The sequence below is a fragment of the Thioalkalivibrio sp. AKL12 genome, from assembly GCF_000377925.1.
Taxonomy (GTDB): domain Bacteria; phylum Pseudomonadota; class Gammaproteobacteria; order Ectothiorhodospirales; family Ectothiorhodospiraceae; genus Thioalkalivibrio; species Thioalkalivibrio versutus.
The window spans coordinates 89,973-107,021 of sequence record NZ_KB898897.1; the positions used below are offsets into that span (position 1 = coordinate 89,973).

Genomic DNA, 17,049 nt, shown 5'->3' on the forward strand with positions numbered 1-17,049 from the left:
ACCCGGCGCCTTCGGTTCGCGCGGCTATTGATCCACCGGCCGGGCATTGCCCTGCGCGTCGATCTCGACGACCAGCATTGCCCCGGCGCCAAGGCTGCGGCCGCTCAGCTCCATGATATTGGCCCGGTGGGTCACGTAGACCGCCGGCCCCGCCGTCTGCCGGTATTCGTCCGCCAGGTGTTCGCGCCACGCGCGCATGCGCCGCTCGCGATGCGGGGCATTGCTGCGAAACACCGAGCCCATTGCCTCCAGCACCACGGGCTCACCAAAGCCCAGGAGCGCCGCGGTATCGACATTGCGGCACCACGGGCCCGCGAATACCCGGATCGACTCCAGGCCCGCCGCGCGCAGCCGCTCCCCACTGACGCGCGCCTGCGCGCGTCCTTCAGCCGACAGGTTGCGCTGCGTGGCGCAGTCATCGACATCGAAGCCCGACGGGTCACCGATGCCGGGCGCCAGGGCATGGCGCATCAGCAGGATGCGGTGGGGCTCCTGTAATTGCGCGACGATCGCACGTTCAGCCGCCAGGTCGCCCGCCACCAGGGGCAGAGGCACCGCCAGCACGGCGATCCCGAACACCAGAACGACAAAGCGCTTCGTCACGCGATCTTCCCCGAACGGCGACGCCGGCAGGCGTCCGAACAGTAGCGAACCTCATCCCAGCACCGGGCCCATTTGCGCCGCCAGGCGAACGGGCGGCCGCATACCGCACAGGTCTTCTCCGGTAGATGCGGCTTGGCGTGGGCCACCTTAAGGAGACGCTGATTTAATCGCGCGTCCGCGCTCGAGTCGCTTTTGCGTGCGCACAAGGCGCGGTGACTGCCGTGCAGTCATTCTGCACAAGGGAACCGCAACGCCGTGCGCGCGCAAAAGCGGCCGAGCCCGCCCTTTCTATGATTTGTCGGGTTGGTGCCCCCTGTTCCCCGATCCTGCGTTGCGCCGCTTGCCGGTAGAACCACTACCCGCTGCACGACGCGCCTTGTCTCGGAAAACAGGGGGCACCAACGCGGACGTGCGATTAAATCAGCGTCTCCTTAACGGTCCGGGTGACAGACCCCATCGTCGCAGCGCGAGCGCCAGCGATAACGCGCAATCACGTTGTAGACGCGATCCATCAGCCAGACGATCGGCGGCAGGCGGTGCAGCACACCGCCAAGCCAGCGGTAATATGGCAGGTGCCGCCAGACCAGCACGAAGGCCCAGGCGCCGCTGCGAATGCGCCCGTCGGCGCTTACGGCATGCATGCGCTGCATCGCACGATCCCAGGTAATCCCCCAGGCGTCGAGCGGTGTGGCATCAGCATGGATATCACGCCAATCGATCGCACCCGCAGTGTCGAGCCGCTGGTAGTGGCCGATCTCGCGCCGGCAAAGCGGACAACCGCCGTCGAAGAACACCACCGGTCGTCCCGGGGCCTCGGAATATTGGTCCTGGTGGTTTTCAGGCATGCCCCACCGGCCCGGTCTGCTGGTGCCGGGCACCATCGAGGGATCTGAGCGCCCGCTCGACCACATCACGCGCCAGATCCTGGGTCATCTCGGGGTTGGCCGGGATCATCTCCGTGCGCACGGCCAGGGCCATTGCCAGCGCTTGCAGCACGTCGCCATTGCAGGTATCGCCCAGCACGCCGATCTCGCTGTCCAGCGTGTCGGTCAGGCGATCCAGCAACTGTTGCACCCGCACCGCGGAACCGGTCTCGGGATGCAGACGGAAGTCGAAGGACACGGCCTCGCCGCTCGGGGTGACATAGCGATAGGGCAATACGTCCATGGCTCTCTCCTTCGCGAACGGTTGGCTTGTTAAGGCGAATTCCGGGGTCGTCCTCCTCACCCCTTCGCCGTTGGGCCACGAAACGGCAAAACAGTTCGCCGCGCATGCTTCCAGAAGAGAAGAAAGGGCACGCCCCATCCCGCCCGGCGAGCGCAGGGGTTATCCTTTCAGCCCATGAATCCCCGTCTCCGGACAGTCATCCATCCGCACGCCCACCGCCCAGAGGCGAGACCGTAGTGGCCACGCGCCGCAAGCGCCGTCCGCTCCGCCGGTTGCTCTACTGGACGGGCGGACTGGCCGCATTCGTCCTGGCGCTGGGAATCGGGGCAATGCTCGCCCTGGTGGTGCTCTTCGCCCGGGTCGACCCGCCCTACGGCATGGCCATGGTGGTGGCAACCGACTGGCAAACCGCCTCCAACCGGCGCCCGGACTGGCAACGCCTGGACGATCTGCCCCGCCATCTGATGCTGGCGGTAATCGCGGCCGAGGACCAGCACTTCCCCAACCACCGCGGCTTCGACTGGGGCTCGGTGCGCCAGGCGCTCAGCGATCACGCACGCGGCGGGCGCCTGCGCGGCGCCAGCACCATCAGCCAGCAAACCGCGAAAAACCTCTTCCTGTGGCACGGCCGCTCCTGGGCACGCAAGACGCTGGAGGCCGGGTTCACCTTCGGCATGGAGACCCTCTGGCCGAAGCGGCGCATCCTCGAGATCTACCTCAATCTGGCCGAATGGGGTCCCGGCATTTACGGCATCGAGAACGCCGCCCAACACTACTTCGGGATCTCCGCCACCGAGCTCGATCGCCACCAGTCCGCACGCCTGGCCGCCATCCTGCCCAGCCCCGGGCGCATGAACCCGGTCCGCCCGGGGCCCAACCTTGACCGACGGATCGTCTGGGTCGAGCAGCAGATGGCCCAATTGGGCATCGCATGGCTGGATCCGATGCTGCTGGAATAAAGCCTGTGCGCAGGCCACCGAAATTGTGGCACGGAACTTCCAGCCTTTAGACTGCCTCGGACTGACTGACCGTACCGGGGGCTCGCAAGGATGTCCCTCCCAGACATGGAGGTTTGCCGTGACCCATCTGCGCGCGCCGCGTATCGACTTCTCCCGCCTGCTGGTGCTTGTCGCCCTCCTACTGATCCTGCCCCTCGGGGCCGCGTCCGCACAGGACACCGGTCAGCATGATTCCGGCAGTGATCTGCGTCAGATGCTCATCGACGCGCTGGAGAACGAGGAGGCCCGCGAGGACTTGCTCGAGGCCCTGCGCTCCGGCGACGGCTCCAGCGCGGAGGACGCCGCCACGGATGACCTCCCGGTCGAAACCGGCGACAGCGAATCCGTGGCGCGCCAGATTGCCCAGCTCACCCAGTCGCTGGCCGAGGGCACCGTGGCCGAGGTCCGCGCCCTGAGCGATATCGCCACGGACATCGCCGAGCGCGTCCGCGCGATCGAGCCAACCGTGTTCGGGGTGGCCGTGCTCGATCTCGCCATCATCATCGTGTTCACCGTGGCCGTGTTCCTGGTGCTACGCCGGATGGGTGCGCCGCTGTTCACGGCGCTCGACCGCTGGGCGCTGAATGCCGCGGAGCACATGCGCCTGATGCGGGCGCTGCCGGCCGTGTTCCTGGCGGCCGCCATCGACTTTCTTGTCGTCATCCTCGCCTGGCTGGCCGGCTATGCCCTGGCGCTGTTCGTGCTGGGCGATACCGGCGAGATGAACACGCGTCATTCGCTGTTCCTGAACGCATTCCTGCTGATCGAGGTGACCAAGGCGGCCCTGCGCCTGATCTTCGCCACGCGCTACCACGGCCTGCGCCTGCTGCCGATGGCCGGGGACGAAGCGGCCTACTGGAACGCCTGGCTGGCCCGCATCGTGGGGTATATCGGCTACGGCCTGTTGCTACTGGTGCCGATCGCCAACAACCAGATCTCGTCCGAGGCCGGGCGCTCCCTGGGCCTGATCGTGATGCTGACGGCGTTCCTCTACGCCGCCGTGATCATCCTGCAAAATCGGACGCGGGTGCATGACCGCCTGATGGCGTTGGCGAACAGGACCCAGTTCACCTTCACCCGCATCCTAGTCTCGATGCTGGCGAATTTCTGGCACTGGATCGCCCTGATCTACTTCCTGGCCCTGGCCGTGGTCAGCATCACCCGGCCGGAAGATGCGCTCCCCTTCATGGCCAAGGCGACCGGACAGACGCTGCTCGCCATCTTCGTGGGCATCTTCGTCGCGAACCTCCTGACCCAGTTGATCGGCCGCCGGATTCGGGTCCCCGAAGAGACACGGGAGAAGTTTCCGTCGCTGGAGCTGCGCCTGAACTCCTACATCCCCAACGCGCTCAAGGTGATGCGCCTGGTGATCCTGCTGATCGTACTGGCCGTGGTCGCGGATGCCTGGGGTGCATTCAGCCTGACCACATGGCTGGCCTCGGATATGGGCATGGCGGTACTGGGTACCGCGATCTCTGTAGCATTGATCCTGCTCGGCGTTCTGGCCATCTGGCTGGTCTTCGCCAGCTGGATCGAGCACCGCATGAATCCGAATACCGGGGGTGGTCAGCCGACCGCCCGCGAGGCCACGCTGCTGACGATCTTCCGCAATGCGATGGCCATCGTTCTGATCGTGATGACCACCATGATCGTGCTCGCCGAAATCGGCGTGAACATCGGCCCGCTACTGGCCGGTGCCGGTGTCCTCGGCCTGGCGGTCGGCTTCGGCGCACAGAAACTGGTGCAGGATGTAATCACCGGCGTATTCATTCAGCTGGAGAACGCAATCAACGTCGGCGATGTGGTCACCGTGGCCGGCACCACCGGTACGGTCGAGCGCCTGACCATCCGCTCGCTGGGCGTCCGCGACCTCTCCGGAACCTATCACCTGATCCCATTCTCGTCGGTGGATGCGGTGGCTAATTACATGCGCGAATACGGCTATCACGTCGGCGAATACGGCGTCGCCTATCGCGAGGACATCGACGAGGTCATCGTGCGCCTGCGCGAGGCCTTCGAGGAACTCAAGGCCGATCCGGTTCAGGGGCCGAACATCCTCGACGAGATGGAGGTGCACGGTGTCACCGCGCTGGCGGACAGCTCGGTCAACGTGCGCATCCGCATCAAGGCCCTGCCCGGCACCCAGTTCGGCCTGGGCCGCGCGTTCAACCGCCTGGTCAAGCGTCACTTCGACGCCGCCGGCATCGAGATCCCGTTCCCGCACCAGACCATCTACTTCGGTCAGGAGAAGGACGGCGGCGCCCCGGCAGCCAATCTGCGGCTTCTGCAGGACAAACCGGCCAACGAGCAGGATGGCGACGACTACTCGGATGACCGGCGGGCGCGCCCGAATCCGAAGCACAAGGGCGACTACGACGAGGCCGACGACTGAAGCCCTTGCCCGTGAGCGGGGCTCGCACTCGAATCCCCCCTGCCGCGGCAGCTCCCGGGCAGGGGCTTCGCGGGCGACCCCGCTCCCAAGGCCCCAGGGAGACGCTGGCTCTTTCCGACGGCTCGGGCTTCGGGAGATCATGAGCGTATGCGCCTACTGATCCTGCTTGTGCCTCTGCTCCTGCTCGTTGCCTGGGCACCGGGCTGGTGGGTCCGCCACACCATGAAGAAATACCACCGCCCGGCGGACCGCTACGATGGCACCGGTGCAGAGCTGGCGCGCGAGCTGCTGGACCGCCACGGACTGCACAAGGTCCAGGTGGAAACCACAAAGGACGGCGATCACTACGACCCGGCCTCGCGCACCGTGCGCCTGTCACCGGAGAACCACGACGGCCACTCGCTGACGGCGATTACCGTGGCCGCCCACGAGGTCGGCCACGCCGTACAGCACGCCCAGGGGTATGCTCCACTGCGCATGCGCAGCACGCTGGTCGGAATGACGCGCTACGGCCAGCAAATCGGCGCCTGGCTGCTGATCGCCATTCCGTTCATAACGCTGCTGGCGCGGCACCCGGCGCCGGGGATCCTGTTCTTCCTGGCCGGGGTGCTGTCCATGGGCCTGGCCGCCCTGGTCCACTTCATCACCCTGCCCACCGAGTTCGACGCCAGCTTCCGCCGTGCCATGCCGATGCTGCGCGACGGCAACTACCTGCACCCGCCTGACTACCCGCATGCCGAACGCATCCTGAGGGCCGCAGCCTATACCTACCTGTCACAGTCGCTGATGAGCCTGCTGAACATCGCCTCGTGGTTCCGGTACCTGCGCCGATGATCGTTCCCGCCCCGGACGCCTGTCCGTTGTGCGGGCAGTCCACCCGGCCGTTTCACCACCGCGGCATCGGCGACGCCTCGCCCGGAGACTATCGCCGCTGTCAGCATTGCGGCGTGATCGCGCTGGAACGCAACGCCTGGCCCCGCCGCGAGGTGGAGAGGGCGTACTACCAGACCCACGAGAACCGGCCGGATGATCCCGGCTACCGCGCCCACCTGCAGCGACTGATCGAACCATTGGTCAAGGCGCGGCCACCCCCGGCCCACGGACTCGACTGGGGTTGCGGTCCGCAACCCGTGCTCGCCGGGTTGCTCCAAGACCGGGGCTACACGATGGCGTTCTGGGACCCGGCCTTTGCCCCCGCACAACCCGATCCGCCCGACGACGGCTGGGACATCCTTACCTGCACCGAGGTCCTGGAACACCTGCACGCGCCCCTGAACACGCTGGGAACCATGGTCGCGGGACTGCGCCCCGGCGGGGTCCTGGCCGTGATGACCGAATGGCCACCTGCGGCGGCCGGCTTTCGTCGCTGGCACTATCGCCGCGACCCCACCCATGTCGCCTTCTACGGCCCGGCCACACTCCAGTGGATTGCCACCCGCCTGGGATGCACACTGGACCTGCCTGCCCCCGATATCGCCCTGTTCAGCCGCACAGGAGACCTCCCGCAATGATCCACCGACTGCGTGCCTGGCGCCCGGAGTGGTTCGGTCTGCCCGTCGCGCACCTGCAGGCAATCCACGTCTGTGCCGCGGCGGGCGACCCAATGGATTCGGTCGAGTCCATCGAAGCCATCGCCGGCAGTGGACTCCGGGGCGATCGCTACGCCACCCATCGCGGGCACTGGCATGCGGTCGAGAGCTGCCCGGTCACACTGATCACGGCCCCGGAACTGCAACGGGCGTCACAGCGCCGCGGCCGCCCGATCGCCCCCGGGGAACACCGCCGCAACCTCGTGGTCTCCGACTGGTACCGCATACCCCGCCAGAGTGGCTTTCTTCGGATCGGAGAGGCGGTCCTGAAGATCGGACGGCCACGCCCGCCCTGTGGGTATCTCAACCAGTTAGTGGGCGACAACCTCGCACGAGCCCTCGGTCTCGACAGCGGGATTTGCCTTGAAGTCGCGCATTCCGGGATCCTGCGCGTCGGCGACCGGGTGAGCTGGCACCCGGGCGGGCCCGCATGATCCGGCCACGCTTGTTAAGCTGGGGTTAAGTGCCATTGACTACGATGTACGTGTATTCACGAGGAGAAACTTTATGAAGATTCGTTCCCAGTCCCTCGCCGGACTGATTGCCGCCGCCGCGCTCGCGCTGGCCAGCCCACTCGCCATCGCCCAGGGCATGGGCCAGGGGCAAGGTCAGGGCGGCATGGGCATGCAGGGTGGCCAGGGCGGCAACCCGCAGATGGAGATGCAGCAGCTCCAGCAGACCCTCGCCGAGACCCAGCAGCAGGCCATCGAGAACAACCCCCAGCTGGAACAGAAGGGTGAAGAACTGGAGAACCTGGTGCTGGACAAGATGGAGGCCGCCGGCTACCAGCCGCGCCGGGATCTGGAGACCCTCGAATCCGCCGAAGAGCAGCTGCGCGACCCCGATCTGAGCGCGGAGCAACGTCAGGAAGTCATTCAGTCCGAAGACGTGCAGCAGGCGCAGATGAACCTGCAGGAAGCACAGCAGGCCGTCGCGGAAGACCAGGAAATTCGTCAGGCGCAGGAATCCCTGCGTGAAGACCTGATGGCCGCCATGCGCCAGGAAAACGCCGATATCGACGACGTGATCGAGCGCATGCAGCAAATGCAGCAACAGATGCAGCAGCAACAGGGTGGTCAGGGCGGCATGATGCGCTAATCGCGCAACCAGCCCGCTAACAAAGAAAGCCCGGCCCCTGCAAAGGGACCGGGCTTTTTTCATGTCCGGGCCGGACCGTCAGTCGAGGCGACCCGTCTCCTGCGCCAGCGCACGCAGCGCCTCGGTCTGTCCATCGGGCAGCTGGTTCCAGCCAAAGCGCCAGCTCCAGTTGCCGTTACCGACTGTGCCGGGGGTGTTCATGCGCGCCTCCGATCCCAGGTGCAGGGCGTCCTGCATCGGCAGGATCGCAAGCTGGGCCGGTGAACGACAGGCCGCACGAATCAGCGGCCAGGGCATCTCCTCGGCCGGGCCCTCATCCAGTGTCCCGATCACATGCTCCTGCATGGCCGGCTCCAGGGAACGAAACCAGCCCAGCGTGGTGTCGTTGTCATGGGTCCCGGTATACACCGCACTCAGTTCATCGTGATTCGCCGGCAGGTAGGGGTTGTCCTCCCCTCCTTCGAAGGCGAACTGCAGGATGCGCATGCCCGGCAGATCGAAGCGCAGGCGCAGTTCGGTGACCTCCGGCGTGATCACGCCCAGGTCCTCCGCCAGCAGCGGCAACGCGCCCAGGCGGGCCTGCAATTGCTCGAAGAAGTCGGCACCCGGCCCCGGGACCCAGTGGCCCTGAGTCGCATCCGGCTCGCTCGCCGGCACCGCCCAGCTCGCCTCGAAGCCGCGGAAGTGGTCGATGCGCACGGCATCCACTGTCTCCAGCGTCCAGCGCATGCGCTCCACCCACCAGTCGTATCCGCGCTCGGCAAGACGATCCCAGCGGTAATGCGGATTGCCCCAGCGCTGCCCGGTCTCGGAGAAGTAATCCGGCGGCACGCCGGCCACGGTCTGCGGATGCCCCGTGGCGTCGAGGTCGAACAGGTCGCGGTGGGCCCAGACCTCGGCCGAGTCGTGGGCCACGAAGATCGGCATGTCGCCGAGGATCAGAATGTCCTGCTTGCGTGCATGCTCGCGTACATCCTGCCACTGGTCGAACAGGACGAACTGGGCGAAGCGCACGGCCTCCAGGGCCTGGCCCGCTTCGGCCTCCAGGGCCGCCAGGGTGGCCGGATCGCGATCGCGCAGTGGGGTCGGCCATTCCCACCAGGGGCGGCCGTCCTCGCGGCCGCAGATGACTACGAAACGGGCAAAATCATCCAGCCAGACCGGACCCTGGGCATCAAGGAAGGCCTGGTAGGCCTGCGCCCAGCCCTCGCCCGCCTGGTCCAGCCGCTGCCGCGCTTGTTCCAACAGGGTTACGACCGGCTCGTCGCCTGCGTCCAGGCCCGCCCGTTCAGCCAACCGTTGCGGGTCAATCAGGCGCACATCTCCGGCGAAGGCCGAGATACTGGCGTAGGGCGAACCGTCCTCCTGCGGCGGATGCAACGGCAGGATCTGCCACAGGCTGAATCCGGCATCCCGTGCCCAGTCCAGAAACCGGAAGGCCTCCTGCCCGAGCGTCCCCACCGGACCCGGGCCCGGCAGTGAGACCGGATGCAGCAAAATGCCGGCCCGGCGGCGCTGCATCAGCGGATTACAGTGCTCTTCACCCGCCTCCATGGACTACTGTCCCTTGCGCATGGTGCCGCCAGCGGCGGGATCACCACCCCCGACCGACAGCACCTCGCCCAGTGACTCGGGCACTTCAAGGTCCGCCAGCTGGTACAGCCGTGCCAGGTGACGGCGGTAGAGCTGTTCGAAGTCGCTGACCGACCCGGCCGGGTTGTATTCCCCGAACCACCAGCACCAGTCCGAGCCCTCGCACACCGCCAACTGCTTGCGCAACTGCGGCGTATCCAGCGCAGGGCGCCGCGCGATCGCCTGATCCACCGCCGTCCAGGCCTCGATCAGGCGGTCCCAGCCGAGGTTCTTGTCGGGATCACCGATCCAGGTGGAGAAGGTCCCGTAGACCCAGGACCCGGCCACCATGCCCGGCAGCTCGCCGCGATCCGCGCGCGGCCCGCTGCGCTGGCACACGTCGGAGAAGGTGCACAGGTTCAGTCGCGGGTTTTCCGCCAGGCGCTCATACAACGCCCGCAGGAAATGGAAGCCGTTGTCCGGGTAGTATTCCCAGGCGTTCTCGCCATCCAGGATCACCGCCACCACGCCACCCTCGGGCGAGACCGCGGCAATGTTCTCCAGGTGATGGACGAAATCGCCGACTGCGTCGTCGGCATGCCAGTCGGCATAACGAAAACCGATGGCATCGGACAGCCCGTCATCACGGAAAAACAGCTCGGTTTTGGCGTCCGCCAACCGATACGGGCGGTGCAGCCAGCCCTCCTGTTCCGCCGATCCGGTGTTGGATTCGGCCGTCTGACCGGCTGCGGCCAGGCTGTTACCCAGCACGGTCTGCCCACTGGCCGTCCAGCAGATATCGTAGTCATCCAGCAGGCGCACGGTCGCCTCGCTGATGCCCCCCTCCGACGGCCAGCAGCCACGCGGGCGAAAACCGAAATACTGCTCGAACACCTCCAGCCCACGTTCGATGTGCCAGCGCACGCGGGCCTCGCCATCCGGGTAGACCGGGGCCTGCGGCAGGGCGATATCCGGCATCGCATCGCGAGCGGAATCCAGATCCAGCAGCAACGGCATGATCGGGTGGGCATACGGGGTAAACGACAGCTCCACCCGCCCCTGCTGCGCCAGCTCACGATAGCGTGGCAGGATCGCCTTCACCTCGTCACGGATCAGCTTCAGCAGCCGGCCCCGGACATCACGATTAAATGCGGTCGTGACTTTCAGCCAGCCCTGCACCTCGGGATAGGCCCGGCGCACGGTTTCGCCCAGCCAGGCCAGGTGGTAGCACGTCGCCAGATCCTGGAAATAGCGGTTATCCAGGTGCGCCAACAGCACCGGATCCTCCAGCGCCTGGCGCGCCAGGGCCGCCAGGCGCTCGAACAGCGGAAACGGCTCGATCATGCGCGGGGCATGCGCCCGCAGGCACACCCGCAGGATCTCGCGGCGCTGCACCGGGTCCACCGGCACGATGTCCATCTGCAACAGGTCCAGCACCGGATCGCCAAAGCTCGAGCGGTCGCCAATACCGGCCTCCAGCCGCTCGCCGTAATCGGCGATCTGCTCCAGCAGGATCGGGGCGAAGTTCACCACCGCGCGCGCCTGGGGGCAGGCCTCCAGGTGCGCGGCCATGTCGGTGTAGTCCTTCAATGCGTGCAGGTAGGTCCACGGCAACACGTACTCACCCGCGCCCGAGTCGTAGTATTGCGGCTGATGCATGTGCCAGCACAACACCACATCGAGCTGCGGCGGCTGGGTGGCGAGCGCGGTGGTACTGCCGGATTCAGCGGACATGATGAGTGGCCTGGCCCAGCATTTCGGGCGTGACCACGCGCACTCCGCCCGGAGAGACGAAGTAGTCGCGGGCATCGGCCTCGTCATCCACCCCGATCTCGGTCCCGTCCGGGACCTTGCACCCCTTGTCGATCACCGCATTGCGGATCACGCAGTTTTCGCCAATGGTCACGCTCGGCAGAATCACCGAGTCCTCGACCGTGGCGCAGGCGTTCACCTGCACGTTGGAGAACAGCAGCGAGTGGCGCACGGTACTGCCGGAAATGATGCAGCCGCCGGAGACCATGGAGTCGATCGCCATGCCGCGCCGGTCCTCGTCGTCGAACACGAACTTGGCCGGCGGCAGCTGTTCCTGGTAGGTCCAGATCGGCCATTCCGAATCGTACAGGTTGAGTTCCGGGGTCACGCCGATCAGCTCCAGGTTGGCCTGCCAGTACGAGTCGATGGTCCCCACATCACGCCAGTAGCCCTGGCGTACGCCCTGCTCGTCGCGGAACGGGTAGGCCATCACCTGGTTTCGCTCGATGATGCCGGGAATGATGTCCTTGCCGAAGTCGTGGCTGGAAAAGGTGTCGTCCGCATCCTTGATCAGCTGCTCGAACAGGAATTCGGTATTGATCACGTAGATCCCCATGGAGGCCAGCGAGTGGGTCTTGCTACCGGGGATCAGCGCCGGGTCCTCCGGCTTCTCGGCAAACGAGGTAATCCGGCTGGCGGCATCCACGCCCATCACCCCGAAGGCCTTGGCGCGCTCTTGCTCGACCTCCAGGCAGCCCACGGTCATGTCCGCGCCGCTCTCCACATGGAAGGCGATCATCTGGCCGTAGTCCATCTTGTAGATGTGGTCCCCGGCCAGGATCAGTACGTAGCTCGGATTGTGCTGCCGGATAATGTCGATGTTCTGGTAGACCGCATCGGCCGTTCCCGCATACCAGGAGGTCTCGATGCGCTGTTGTGCCGGCAGCAGCTCGATGAACTCGCCGAATTCCCCGCGCAGGAAGCTCCAGCCGCGCTGCATGTGCTGGATCAGCGAGTGCGCCTTGTACTGGGTCACCACCGCCACCTGACGGATGCCCGAGTTGATGCAGTTGGACAGGGGGAAATCGATAATTCGGAACTTGCCGCCAAAGGGCACGGCCGGCTTGGCCCGCCACAGCGTCAGTTGTTTCAGTCGCGAGCCGCGCCCGCCGGCCAGGATCAGGGCCAGGGTCTCCCGGGTCAGGCGGCTAACGTAGCGTTGCGGTTGCGGAGTCATGCACCCTTCCTTGCTTAGTCGTGTTGTACTAGGGGAAACACTGAACCCGAACCCCGTCGTTCCACATCCCACATCTGAAACGCGAGTTGGATCCGAGTATGGCAACAGCCCCCGACAAATGCACCCGTTCCGTCGATGACCCGTTAGCACGCCTGACCGAGGCTCGGCTCCATGATCCCCATAGCGTCCTGGGACACCATGCGCTGGATCAACAAACGGTCTGCTACCGTGCCTGGCTGCCGCACGCAAATGAGGCCTCCATCACGCTTTCTGACGACCGGGTACAACCTCTGATGGCGGCACCCGGCTTTCCGGGCTTGTTTCTGTGGCAGGGCGCGGGTGACGAGCTCCCCGAGCACCCGACACTGCACTGGACCCCCGAGGGTGGCACGGAGACATTACACCACGTTGACCCTTGGTCTTTCGCCCCCGACCTTCCGGACTTCGACCGCCACCTGTTCGCCGAGGGGCGCCACTGGCATGCCCACCGCATGCTGGGTGCCCATCCGCTCACGCGTAACGGCGTCGAGGGCGTGCGTTTCGCTGTCTGGGCCCCCAGCGCCGAGCGCGTCGCAGTGGTCGGCGACTTCAACCGCTGGGACGGCCGCTGCCACCCGATGACCGTCCACCCCGGCAGCGGCATATGGGAGCTCTTTATCCCAGGCCTGGCTACCGAGACGCTGTACAAGTTCGAGATCCGCAACCGCGAGCATGGCAGCCTCCACCTGAAGACCGACCCGTACGCCCGCGCCTACCAGATGCGGCCCGAGACCGCCGCGCGCATCCAGCCGGCCAGCGACTACACCTGGCACGACGACCAGTGGATGCGCAATCGCGACCCCGAGGCCTGGAAGCACCGGCCCATGAGCATCTACGAGGTGCACCTGGGCTCCTGGCAGCGCAGCCCCGAGGGCGAATGGCCCAACTACCGCGAACTGGCCGAGCGCCTGGTGCCCTATGCGCGCGACATGGGCTTCACCCACCTCGAGCTGCTGCCGATCACCGAACACCCGTTCGACGGCTCCTGGGGTTACCAGAGCACGGGCTTTTTCGCCCCCACCTCGCGCTTCGGCACCGCCGACGACTTTCGCTACCTGGTTGACCAGGCCCACCAGGCCGGGCTGGGCGTACTGCTCGACTGGGTCCCCGGCCACTTCCCGCGCGACGAGTTCGCGCTGGCGCGCTTCGACGGCACCGCGCTGTACGAACACGCCGATCCGCGCATTGGCGAACACCGGGGTTGGGGCACGCTAATCTTCAACTACTCGCGCCCCGAGGTCCGCAACTTCCTGCTCTCCAGCGCCCTGTGCTGGGTCGAGGACTTCCACCTCGACGGCCTGCGCGTGGACGCCGTCGCCTCCATGCTCTACCGCGACTACGACCGCGAAGGCGAGGACTGGCTGCCCAACATCCACGGCGGCAACGAGAACCTCGAGGCGATCGACTTCCTGCGCCACCTGAACGAGACCGTCCAGACCAGCCACCCCGGCGTCGCCATGATCGCCGAGGAATCGACCGCCTGGCCGGGTGTCAGCCGCCCACCGTCCATGGGCGGGCTGGGCTTCACCATGAAGTGGAACATGGGCTGGATGCACGACACCCTGACCTATTTCGGCATGGACCCGATCTACCGCACCCACCACCATGGCCAGCTCACCTTCGGCCAGCTCTACGCCTACAGCGAGAACTTCGTCCTGCCGTTCTCGCACGACGAGGTGGTGCACGGAAAACGCAGCCTGCGCGGGCGCATGCCCGGCAACGAGTGGGAGCAGCACGCCAACCTGCGCCTACTCTACAGCTGGCAGTGGCTCTACCCCGGCAAGAAGCTGCTGTTCATGGGCCAGGAGTTCGGCCAGGGCCCCGAATGGTCCGAGGATCGCGAGCTGGACTGGTACGTGCTGCAGTACCCCCTGCACCAGGGCCTGCAGAATCTGGTGCGCGACCTGAACCGGGTGTACCGCGAAGACCCGGCCCTGCACGCCCGCGAATTCGAGCCGGACGGCTTCGACTGGCTGGACTGCGACGACGCCGCGCACTCCACGATCAGCTTTGTCCGCCGTGACCATCAGGGACGCCAGGTGGTCGTGGTGCTGAACCTGACGCCCATGGAACGCGCGGCTTATCCGGTACCCGCACCGCATGCCGGGCGCTGGCGGGTCACCCTGAACACGGATGCGGAGGTCTACGGCGGAGGCTCACGCGGCCCGGCAGAAGCCTACGCCGAGCCGATCGAACGTCACGGCCATCCCGCCACGCTCTATCTGCACCTCCCGCCGCTCGCGGCACTGCTGCTGGAACCGGTCGGAGACTGACTTCAAGGTGCCTCGTCTACATCGATACCCAAAAGAGATCGAGTGGACGAGGGTGCCCCTCGCTTTGAATTGGAAGGCTGGAACGCCAACGAGCTCGAGAACGAGACTTCGCGGGACGCGGAAATCGAGATCAAACTGAGTATCGAGGGCTTCCCAATCCTGAAACTCAAGCGCGATCGAACCCAGGGAGACGCTGATGAATGTGCATTTTCCCTGACGCGCGCTGGCTGCCTTGCATTCGTAGAACTAAACTCGCCTGTATCGGCCCCAACGCCCTATCAGGTCTCGAACTCATGAATCTTCGCCTTCTCTCGCTTGCCGCTGCCCCGGCCCTCCTTCTTCTTGCCGCGTGTAGCCCGGGTCAGTCCGACACCATCCCGCTCGAGTCGATAGAGGCCATCGTCGACATCGGCCAGGAACACGGTTTCGAGACCTTCGAGGAACTGGAGGCAGAAAGTGACCGGGAATTCGTCCTCAAGGGCTGGGACGACGCACAACTGCGCATGGAGACCCGGTTTAATCTGGATGGTGATCTGCTTCGCGAAGAACGCGTACGCGACCCCGATCACGCGGCGGGCATGACCGCCCAGATGATTCTCCGCTCAGCGGCCGTCGCGCGGGATCACGGCATGCTCCGCTTCAAGGAGATCGAGTTCGAAGACGACGGCGTCATCGAGATCGAGGGCATCACCGAAGACGGCGACGAGCTGAACATCCGACTCGATGGCGAAGATTTTACGCTGCTGTCACTCGAACGCGACTGACGAAACGCTGCCCCCTTCGCCGCCCTCGAACCGAGCCCGGTCGGCATGACCGACGTGCGAGGGTTCAGGCCTCCGGGCGCAGGTGCGGAAACAGCAGCACGTCGCGAATCGACGCGCTGTCGGTCAGCAGCATCACCAGGCGGTCGATGCCAATGCCCTCCCCGGCGGTCGGCGGCAGGCCGTACTCCAGCGCGCGGATGTAGTCGGCGTCAAAGTGCATCGCCTCGTCGTCACCGGCGTCCTTCTCCGCGACCTGGGCGCGGAAGCGCTCGGCCTGGTCTTCCGGATCGTTCAGCTCGGAGAAGCCGTTCGCGATCTCGCGCCCGCCGACAAACAACTCGAAGCGATCGGTGACGAACGGGTCATCGTCGTTGCGCCGCGCCAGTGGCGAGACCTCGGTCGGATAGGCGGTAATAAAGGTCGGGTGACGCAGCTGGTTCTCGGCGGTGTACTCGAAGATCTCGGTCCACAGCTTGCCCAGACCGAAGCTCGGCTTGATCGGGATCTCCAGGCGCTCGCAGTGCGCGCGCACCTTCTCGATATCGTCCAGGTCGGCGTCCGCGATCTCGGCATTGTGGGCCAGGATCGCCTCGCGCACGCTCATGCGGGTGAACGGCTTGCCAAAATCGTAGCTCTCGCCCTGGTACTCAATGGTGGTCGTGCCCAGCACGTCCTCGCACAGCCCGCGCAACAGGGTCTCGGTGCGATCCATCAGCACGCGGTAGTCCACGAACGCCTCGTAGAACTCGAGCATGGTGAACTCGGGGTTGTGCCGCGTGGACAACCCCTCGTTGCGGAAATTGCGGTTGATCTCGAAGACCTTCTCGAAGCCGCCGACCACCAGGCGCTTGAGATACAGCTCCGGCGCGACGCGCAGGTACAGCGGCATATCCAGCGCGTTGTGGTGGGTGGTGAACGGCCGCGCGGTCGCCCCGCCCGGGATCACCTGCATCATCGGGGTCTCCACCTCGATGAAATCCTGATCCTCGAAGTACTCGCGGATGTAGCGCACGATCCGGGTACGGGTGCGGAACAGCTCGCGGCTGTCCAGGCTGGTGATCAGGTCCACGTAGCGCTGGCGATACCGCTGTTCCTGATCGGTCAGGCCGTGGAACTTCTCCGGCAGCGGACGCAGGCTCTTGGTCAGCAGACGCAGCTCGTCGAGTTGGACCGTCAATTCCCCAGTTTTGGTCTTGAACAGCGTGCCCTGGCCACCGACGATATCGCCCAGATCCCACTGCTTGAACGCCGGGTACACGCCCTCCGGCAGGCTGTCGCGCTGCGCGAACAACTGGATGTCGCCCGACTGATCACGCAGGCGGATGAAGCTTGCCTTGCCCATCACGCGCTTGCCGACCATGCGCCCGGCAACCGTCACGCGAATCCCCCGGGCCTCCAGCGCCTCGCCTTCGGTTTCGTCGTGCGCGGCGTGCAGCGCACCCGCCAGCGCATCGCGACGGAAATCGTTGGGGAACGCCGGACCGGCCGCGCGCAGCTCGTTCAGCTTGCTGCGGCGCTGCGCGATCAGCTTGTTCTCGTCAGTGGTTTCGGTCATCAGAAATCCA

16 protein-coding genes are annotated in these 17,049 nt (G+C 65.8%); 8 read left to right on the forward strand and 8 right to left on the reverse strand.

All coding sequences use genetic code 11. The annotated features are described in order from the left end of the window. Window positions 1-24 precede the first annotated feature (24 nt). From D579_RS0108860 to D579_RS0108870, 4 genes are all read right to left on the reverse strand, one after another. On the reverse strand, window positions 25-603 hold the full coding sequence (locus D579_RS0108860; protein WP_018951765.1) for a histidine phosphatase family protein: 579 nt from the start codon (window positions 601-603) through the stop codon (window positions 25-27). Beyond that, window positions 600-749, reverse strand: coding sequence for a DUF2256 domain-containing protein (locus D579_RS15465; RefSeq protein WP_081620877.1), 150 nt, complete (start codon window positions 747-749; stop codon window positions 600-602). Before D579_RS15465 ends, D579_RS0108860 begins: the two co-directional genes overlap by 4 nt. A gap of 285 nt (window positions 750-1,034) precedes the next feature. After that, on the reverse strand, window positions 1,035-1,448 hold the full coding sequence (locus D579_RS0108865; RefSeq protein ID WP_018169593.1) for a thiol-disulfide oxidoreductase DCC family protein: 414 nt from the start codon (window positions 1,446-1,448) through the stop codon (window positions 1,035-1,037). Continuing rightward, entirely contained in the window at window positions 1,441-1,770 is a 330-nt protein-coding gene (locus D579_RS0108870; protein ID WP_018650250.1) for a hypothetical protein, read from the reverse strand. The genes D579_RS0108865 and D579_RS0108870 overlap by 8 nt, the downstream gene beginning before the upstream one ends. A gap of 236 nt (window positions 1,771-2,006) precedes the next feature. Between D579_RS0108870 and mtgA the strand changes: the two genes are divergently transcribed. The 6 genes from mtgA (at window position 2,007) to D579_RS0108900 (ending at window position 7,847) form a co-directional block, all read left to right on the forward strand. Further along, window positions 2,007-2,729, forward strand: coding sequence for a monofunctional biosynthetic peptidoglycan transglycosylase (mtgA, locus tag D579_RS0108875; protein ID WP_018951766.1), 723 nt, complete (start codon window positions 2,007-2,009; stop codon window positions 2,727-2,729). Between the two features lie 118 nt (window positions 2,730-2,847). Further along, window positions 2,848-5,160: a mechanosensitive ion channel domain-containing protein gene (locus D579_RS0108880; protein WP_018951767.1), complete on the forward strand. Its 2,313-nt coding sequence runs from the start codon at window positions 2,848-2,850 to the stop codon at window positions 5,158-5,160. A gap of 147 nt (window positions 5,161-5,307) precedes the next feature. Beyond that, window positions 5,308-5,994 (forward strand): zinc metallopeptidase, encoded by a 687-nt coding sequence (locus D579_RS0108885; protein WP_018951768.1) that lies wholly within the window; start codon window positions 5,308-5,310, stop codon window positions 5,992-5,994. Window positions 5,995-6,020: 26 nt separating this feature from the next. Next, complete coding sequence (locus D579_RS0108890) at window positions 6,021-6,671, forward strand: class I SAM-dependent methyltransferase (RefSeq protein ID WP_026289486.1); 651 nt, start codon at window positions 6,021-6,023, stop codon at window positions 6,669-6,671. Continuing rightward, on the forward strand, window positions 6,668-7,183 hold the full coding sequence (locus D579_RS0108895) for an MOSC domain-containing protein (protein ID WP_018951770.1): 516 nt from the start codon (window positions 6,668-6,670) through the stop codon (window positions 7,181-7,183). The genes D579_RS0108890 and D579_RS0108895 overlap by 4 nt, the downstream gene beginning before the upstream one ends. A 73-nt stretch (window positions 7,184-7,256) precedes the next feature. After that, complete coding sequence (locus tag D579_RS0108900; RefSeq protein WP_018169586.1) at window positions 7,257-7,847, forward strand: hypothetical protein; 591 nt, start codon at window positions 7,257-7,259, stop codon at window positions 7,845-7,847. Between the two features lie 78 nt (window positions 7,848-7,925). Here D579_RS0108900 and malQ read toward each other — a convergent pair whose 3' ends face one another. From malQ to glgC, 3 genes are read right to left on the reverse strand one after another with little or no spacing between them, the layout of a single operon-like run. Continuing rightward, window positions 7,926-9,401 carry a 4-alpha-glucanotransferase gene (gene malQ / locus D579_RS0108905; RefSeq protein ID WP_018951771.1) on the reverse strand — a complete coding sequence of 492 codons (1,476 nt, stop codon included), beginning with the start codon at window positions 9,399-9,401 and terminating at the stop codon, window positions 7,926-7,928. Between the two features lie 3 nt (window positions 9,402-9,404). Then, window positions 9,405-11,153, reverse strand: coding sequence for a glycoside hydrolase family 57 protein (locus D579_RS0108910; RefSeq protein ID WP_018951772.1), 1,749 nt, complete (start codon window positions 11,151-11,153; stop codon window positions 9,405-9,407). Further along, the gene (glgC, locus tag D579_RS0108915; protein ID WP_018951773.1) at window positions 11,143-12,408 is read right to left on the reverse strand and encodes a glucose-1-phosphate adenylyltransferase; all 1,266 of its coding nucleotides are present in this window, start codon (window positions 12,406-12,408) and stop codon (window positions 11,143-11,145) included. The genes D579_RS0108910 and glgC overlap by 11 nt, the downstream gene beginning before the upstream one ends. 98 nt (window positions 12,409-12,506) lie before the next feature. Between glgC and glgB the strand changes: the two genes are divergently transcribed. Together glgB and D579_RS0108930 are read left to right on the forward strand one after the other, a co-directional pair. Next, a complete protein-coding gene (gene glgB, locus D579_RS0108925; RefSeq protein WP_081621407.1) occupies window positions 12,507-14,720 on the forward strand; it encodes a 1,4-alpha-glucan branching protein GlgB in 2,214 nt (737 codons plus the stop codon). 293 nt (window positions 14,721-15,013) lie between these two features. Continuing rightward, complete coding sequence (locus tag D579_RS0108930) at window positions 15,014-15,484, forward strand: PepSY domain-containing protein (protein ID WP_018951776.1); 471 nt, start codon at window positions 15,014-15,016, stop codon at window positions 15,482-15,484. A 64-nt stretch (window positions 15,485-15,548) separates the two neighbouring features. On the opposite strand, the gene lysS is transcribed toward D579_RS0108930, so the two are convergent. Beyond that, on the reverse strand, window positions 15,549-17,039 hold the full coding sequence (lysS, locus tag D579_RS0108935; protein WP_018951777.1) for a lysine--tRNA ligase: 1,491 nt from the start codon (window positions 17,037-17,039) through the stop codon (window positions 15,549-15,551). Window positions 17,040-17,049: the final 10 nt, after the last annotated feature.